Origin of the sequence: Mesorhizobium sp. M7A.F.Ca.US.002.01.1.1 (assembly GCF_004022955.1) — a bacterium.
In the GTDB taxonomy this organism is placed as follows: Bacteria; Pseudomonadota; Alphaproteobacteria; order Rhizobiales; family Rhizobiaceae; genus Mesorhizobium; species Mesorhizobium ciceri.
This window is the reverse complement of record NZ_RZQE01000362.1, coordinates 1-6,093: the sequence shown is the minus strand read 5'-3', so window position 1 is coordinate 6,093 and position 6,093 is coordinate 1. Positions and strand designations below refer to the sequence as shown.

7 protein-coding genes and 1 tRNA gene are annotated in these 6,093 nt (G+C 62.4%); 1 reads left to right on the top strand and 7 read right to left on the bottom strand.

Annotated features, from left to right (window positions below):
• The 7 genes from EN932_RS26535 to tuf form a co-directional block, all read right to left on the bottom strand.
• Window positions 1-126, bottom strand: a 126-nt coding sequence (locus EN932_RS26535; RefSeq protein WP_281061554.1) for a transcription termination/antitermination NusG family protein, incomplete at its 3' end; no start/stop codon positions are given.
• Window positions 127-153: 27 nt separating this feature from the next.
• On the bottom strand, window positions 154-357 hold the full coding sequence (gene secE / locus EN932_RS26530; RefSeq protein ID WP_013531408.1) for a preprotein translocase subunit SecE: 204 nt from the start codon (window positions 355-357) through the stop codon (window positions 154-156).
• A 394-nt stretch (window positions 358-751) separates the two neighbouring features.
• Window positions 752-827, bottom strand: a tRNA-Trp gene (locus tag EN932_RS26525).
• 80 nt (window positions 828-907) lie between these two features.
• Window positions 908-1,459 carry a putative glycolipid-binding domain-containing protein gene (locus EN932_RS26520; RefSeq protein ID WP_063168072.1) on the bottom strand — a complete coding sequence of 184 codons (552 nt, stop codon included), beginning with the start codon at window positions 1,457-1,459 and terminating at the stop codon, window positions 908-910.
• A 29-nt stretch (window positions 1,460-1,488) separates the two neighbouring features.
• Entirely contained in the window at window positions 1,489-1,971 is a 483-nt protein-coding gene (locus tag EN932_RS26515; protein ID WP_024505637.1) for a group II truncated hemoglobin, read from the bottom strand.
• A 102-nt stretch (window positions 1,972-2,073) separates the two neighbouring features.
• Window positions 2,074-3,714 carry a hypothetical protein gene (locus EN932_RS26510; RefSeq protein ID WP_127369798.1) on the bottom strand — a complete coding sequence of 547 codons (1,641 nt, stop codon included), beginning with the start codon at window positions 3,712-3,714 and terminating at the stop codon, window positions 2,074-2,076.
• 153 nt (window positions 3,715-3,867) lie between these two features.
• Entirely contained in the window at window positions 3,868-5,043 is a 1,176-nt protein-coding gene (gene tuf, locus EN932_RS26505) for an elongation factor Tu (protein ID WP_013531404.1), read from the bottom strand.
• Window positions 5,044-5,354: 311 nt separating this feature from the next.
• On the opposite strand from tuf, the gene EN932_RS26500 reads away from it, so the two are divergent.
• On the top strand, window positions 5,355-6,093 hold a 739-nt coding region (locus EN932_RS26500; protein ID WP_128369168.1), incomplete at its 3' end, for an EamA family transporter.

Sequence of the window (6,093 nt, the reverse complement as noted above, 5' to 3'; positions counted from 1 at the left end):
GGTCGGAACCACGATCTGGTGGATGTCGGCAGACAGGCCCTTCTGCTTGGCCTTGTTCTCGATATCCTCGGCGACCTTCTTTTCAAAGTTCGAATAGGCGTGGACGATGTACCAGCGCGCGGTCATTTCAAGACTTCTCCGTAATCGCCGGACTTAGCGTCCGATGCCCAGAATCTGTTCGACCGCGAGGCCCATGAGCTGATCAGCGGTGAAGAAAAAGATCATCGCGATCACTGCGAAGGCCAGAACCATCACCGTCGAGATCATCGTTTCGCGCCGCGACGGCCAAGTCACCTTGGCGGTCTCCGCGCGAACCTGCTGGAGAAAGACGAAAGGATTTGTGGTTTTCGAAGCCATATGCCGCTCTGTCTTCAAGACCCGTTGGCCGGGTCTCCTGGATGATCCCGCTGGCCGGGACGTGCCGCCTGAGCGAATTTCGCGCCGAATCAGCGCAATCATTTCGCCCATGCAAATCAGACGCGTAAAGCCGGTTTCCCAGCTCCACGCGTCGCGTGTCTGTTTCGTCTACATAAAACCGATTCTTGATCCACGCAAGTGGCAAGTCTCCGCTTTATGACCAAACACCGCCTCGGAACCATCCAGTCGTTCCGTCCCGGCTATGGCGCTCTTATGCCCCAATCGACCCTATATGGCAAGCGGGTTGCCGATTTTCAAAGGCCGGACCATGGAAATATCGTTTTGAACGCCATTCCGAAACGGCGAGACATTGGGTTGAATGCCATTCAGGGAATGGCACGGGCAGCAGGGCTCGAACCTACGACCTGCGGTTTTGGAGACCGCCGCTCTACCAACTGAGCTATGCCCGTACGTGCGCATGTCGGCGCAGCAGGCGCTTCCTAAAAGCTTCCGCACGCTCTGTAAAGAGCGGTTTGCATGCAAACACGCCTTAACCTCTGCGCCAGAAATCGGGATAGTCGACAACCAGCCCGTTGCGGTCGATTTCAAGTTCCCGCCTGAAGTCGCTGGCGCGCGATTCATAGAGATATCGCCTGCCCTCTTCGAGGCATGTGTAGCGCTGCGGGTTGGCGACGACCGTGAGGGCGGGGAAGTCGATGAAGGCAGTGGTTATCTCGGCACTCTGCCCGGCGGAAAGTTGCAATCGCCGGATCGGCAGCGTGTTGGTGAACGGCGTGATGGTCAGGTCGGGATCGAAAATGCCGTCGAGCTCCGGCATCGGCAGGCCGTCCCTGGTCCAGCGACCATCGCCATCGGCGGCAAGAACAAGCGTGCGGCCGCTACCGATCATATCGACAACGACACGCCTGGCGTGCCAGCCGACATCGCAAACGATGCGGTAACGGACGGCAAAAGGCGTTTGCCCGGAGCAGACTGCGACAGAGTCGGCCGAGACCTCCCCTGCCCGCTCCTGCAGCACCAAATGTTCGAGACCCGGTCCGTCCCACTCGCGCCAACGTATGATCTTCACATCTTCCGGCATCAGCCCAACACCTCCATGGCGACTGGACGCTAGTTTGTACCCGGTGGCTGATAGGGGCCGCCCGGCACACCCCAGCCCCAGGCCGGCATCGGTTCCGTCTGCGGATCGCAGGTTTCGCCGAGATTGGAGTTCATCTTGGCCAGGCGCGATCCCCATTCGACATAGCCCATGAAGGCCGAACGGAATTCCGGATCGTCAGGCAGGCCGACCGCGTCGGCGGCATCGGCCAGGAGGCTGATCCAGCGGCGGCGCTGCTCCTCGCTCAGATGCTTGCCCAGATGGTGCATGACCATCTCGCGGTGGCCGCCGAACTGCTCGCTGTAGGTCTTCGGTCCGCCGAAAACCTCGCCGATGAAGGCCGCGACATGGGCGGGGTGATCCGGCGACATGGTCTTGAACACCGGCCCGACGATCGGGTCCTGCGCCACCTTGTCATAGAAGGTCTGGGTGAGCCGGTTCAAGGCCTCGCTGCCGCCGGCCCATTCGTAGAGTGTCGGGATATCCTGGCCCATTCTCGATCCTCCGCTTGCCTGAAGCCGCCAGCAGCGACGATAGCGGAAAAATCGAAAGCGGCTCAACCTGCCTCGATGGCCAGTTTCGGGCTCCGTCGCCCACTACAATTTGGCCGGCGCGTCAGCCTCGGCATTGGCGGAAGGCCGGATCCGGCAATTCTCGGGTCTTGGCACCGCCTCGCAAATGGTGGCGCCGGTCAGCGCGTCGACCGATTGCAGGCTCGTCGTCAGGCCAACCTTCAGCATCATGTCGGGTTCCAGCCGGCGCTCGACCGAGCGCCGCTCGATCGCCGCGAACAGGGCGGAACTGATCGCCATCTCCTCCAGGTAAGCCTTGACCATCAGCTTTTGCCCCATCGGGTAGAGGCTAAGTCGCGCCTGGGGACCGACAAGCCGCCTGATGCCGCCGGCAAGCATGAACGCGCAGGCCGAATCGCACTCCACGCCCGCATCGATGCTCAGCCCGGCATAGGCGCCCTCCTTGGCCAGGCGATTCCACGCTCCTGGGTCACAGCCGACGAAATCGGTGCGGCCAACGGCGACGTCGAGCTTCTTTTCATGGATAAGCCGTCCCGCCGCCAGGGCGCTGAACAGATCGCCTCCCTTCGAGCTGATCACGACAGGCAGTTGCCGTTTGCCGAGCGTGGCGAGCAGCTGGCGCAGCTTCTGCGGGGTCTGGGGGGTGATCGCGCCTTCCGCCGAGATCCATTCCGGGCAGTCTGGATTGCAGAGCGGATTGGTGCCGCGAACGACAACGAAGCGCATGTCTTCATCGCGCCGCGCCGCCTCGGGTTCGATCGCTGGCGGAGTAGGCCTGGCCGCGGTCGCCATCAGGCCATCAGGCTTGTTCCCCGGCACTTCCCGGCAATTCGTGGCCAGGCGGCCGGGTTCGCACAGGCTCGCCGCGGTCAACAGGCCCACGGCGTCCGTGCTGGTGACCAGCTTCATCGCCAGCATGTCATCGAGGGCGATCTGGTGGATTTCGCTGGCCGGGGTGCCCTTCATCGTTTCGAGCATGCTTTGTTCGATGCCCATCTGGTCCAGGTAGGCCGCCAGCTTTTTCTCCACCGACTTGCTCATTTCGTAGGTCTTGTAGCTGCCGGCGTTCTTGCGGCTGACGATCTTCGTGTTGAGGATCTTCTTCTTGCCCCCGACGATCCGATAGGTGGTCCGGTATTGCAATTTCGTGCGGATGTAGGTCGTGGTGATCTGATGGACGCCGAGATAGGCCCATTCGCCAGCCACTCGCCTGATGCCGCCGGCAAACATCAGAGGACAGGCGGAATTGCACATGGCGCCATAGTCGATGACATCGCCGAAGTAGCGGGCGTCACGGTCCTGGCACCCCTTCGCGTCGGGCTGGCAGCTGGAAAACACCGTCTTGCCGATGGCGATATCGAGCTTGTTCTTGCGGATCAGCCGGCCAAGCGTCAGCGCCGCCTCGACATTGCCGCCGGGAGAATCCACGACAACAGGCAGTTTCCGCCCGCCAAGCGTCTTCAGCATGCGTTTGAAGAGCGCCGGAGTTCCGGCTTCTATGGAGCCCTCGGCCGATATCCATTCCGGACAGATCGGCTCGCACCCCGCTGCGTTGCTGCGGACAATGCCGAACCGCATCGTCGGCCCAAGATCCGGCGCCGCATCCGCCGCGAAGGCTGCCGGGCCTGTGGCAAGCAACGCAATCAGCCAGGTCAGAGCCAGCGGCCACAATGCCCGACGATGAAAATACCGCCTTGGAACCATTTGGAAAAAGCCCCTTGATGCAACCTATACTAGACGAGGTCCAGAGCCTTGCAACAGGGTTCGGCCGACGGGGCGGCAGCCGATAGCCCGGCAAACAAAAAGGGCGGCCCGAAGACCGCCCTTTCTTGTCGATCCGGCGAATGCCGGGCTCGGTTATTCCTTGATGGTGACGACGATGCCGGCACCGACGGTGCGGCCGCCTTCACGGATAGCGAAGCGCAGCTTCTCTTCCATGGCGATCGGCACGATCAGCTCGACATCGACCGTGATGTTGTCGCCCGGCATCACCATCTCGGTGCCTTCCGGCAGCGACACGATGCCGGTCACGTCGGTCGTGCGGAAGTAGAACTGCGGACGGTAGTTGGTGAAGAACGGCGTGTGACGGCCTCCTTCGTCCTTGGTCAGGATGTAGGCTTCGGCCACGAACTTCTTGTGCGGCTTCACCGTGCCCGGCTTGGCCAGAACCTGGCCGCGCTCGACACCTTCACGATCAACGCCGCGCAGCAGCGCGCCGATGTTGTCGCCAGCCTGGCCCTGATCGAGCAGCTTGCGGAACATTTCCACGCCCGTGCAGGTCGTCTTGGTCGTCGGACGGATGCCGATGATCTCGAGTTCCTCGCCGACCTTGACCACGCCGCGCTCGACGCGGCCGGTCACGACCGTGCCGCGGCCCGAGATCGAGAACACGTCTTCGATCGGCATCAGGAACGGCTTGTCGAGCGGACGGACCGGCGTCGGGATGTAGGCATCGACCGCAGCCATCAGCTCGCGGATCGCGTCTTCACCGATCTTCTTGTCCGAGTCTTCGAGAGCAGCCAGAGCCGAACCCTTGACGATCGGAATGTCGTCGCCGGGGAATTCGTTCTTGGTCAGAAGCTCGCGAACCTCGAGCTCGACCAGTTCGAGCAGCTCGGCGTCGTCGACCTGGTCGACCTTGTTCAGGAACACCACGATCGACGGCACGCCGACCTGACGGGCCAGCAGGATGTGCTCGCGGGTCTGCGGCATCGGGCCGTCGGCGGCCGACACGACCAGGATCGCGCCGTCCATCTGCGCGGCGCCGGTGATCATGTTCTTCACATAGTCGGCGTGGCCGGGGCAGTCGACGTGAGCGTAGTGGCGGTTGGCCGTCTCGTATTCGACGTGAGCCGTCGAGATCGTGATGCCGCGCGCCTTCTCTTCAGGGGCAGCGTCGATCTGGTCGTAGCGCTTGTATTCGCCAAAATACTTGGTGATCGCCGCCGTCAGCGACGTCTTGCCATGGTCGACGTGGCCAATCGTGCCGATGTTCACGTGAGGCTTGTTACGCTCGAATTTACCTTTTGCCATTGTCTCTTTCCTTGGACGGCCCGGATCTTCAGTTCGGTCGAAGACCTTCAGTTCAGTCGAATGCGGGGCGATTAGCGACAAAGGCCAAAAAACACAAGCGTCTTTTGGCCGGGTGCCGTCTCACTCAGTCCGAACCATCGATCCGATTGCGGGGATGTGGCGCTGATATAGGAAGGCTCCGGGCAAAATGAAGGGGTAGCGGCCGACCGATCGAGGCCGCGAAAGCGCCGGCCTGCTTGCCCGGCCCTGTCTGAATCATGGCCAGGCCATGGACCATTGCCGCCGCCATCCGCCTCTGATCTTGTGGCCGGATGCATTTCATCCCTGCCTCTATCCGCGGCCCGCTGTTCATGATCGTCTCGACGGGGTCGTATCTCGTCAACGACACGATGATGAAGCTCGCGACGGCGGGCCTGCCGTCTTATGAGGTGCTGTTTCTGCGGGGTGCCGCGGCGGCCCTCTGGGGCTTCCCGCTGCTGTTCGCGCTGGGCTACGGCAAGCAGATCCCGCTGATCTTCGACAAGCGCGTCCTGAGCCGGAACGTGCTCGAGCTGGCGGCGATCCTTTGCTATGTGGTCGCGCTCGCCAACATGCAGATCGCCGATTCCACCGCGCTCGGCCAGATCACGCCGCTCTTGATGCTGGTTGGCTCCTCGATCCTGTTTGGCGAGCGGATCGGCGGCCGGCGCATGGCGCTGATCGGGCTCGGCTTCGTCGGCGCGCTGATGGTGGCGCAGCCGACCATGCAAGGCATTTCGGTCTATGCCCTGCTGGCGCTCGGCAACGCAGCCCTTGCAGCGGCGCGCGACCTAGCCGGCCGGCGGGTCTCGGCCGAGGTGCCGGGAATGATCGTGGCGATTTCCGCCGTCGTGGTGGTGCTGATCGGCGCCGGCGCCGCGCATCTTGTTTCCGAGCGCTGGGTCATGCCCGGGGCGCATCACCTGCTGCTGATGGCAGGTGCTGGATTTTTCCTGATCTTCGGCCACTTCTTCATCTTCATGGCCTATCGCGTCGGACCGACCAGCGCCGTGGCGCCGTTCTACTATTGCT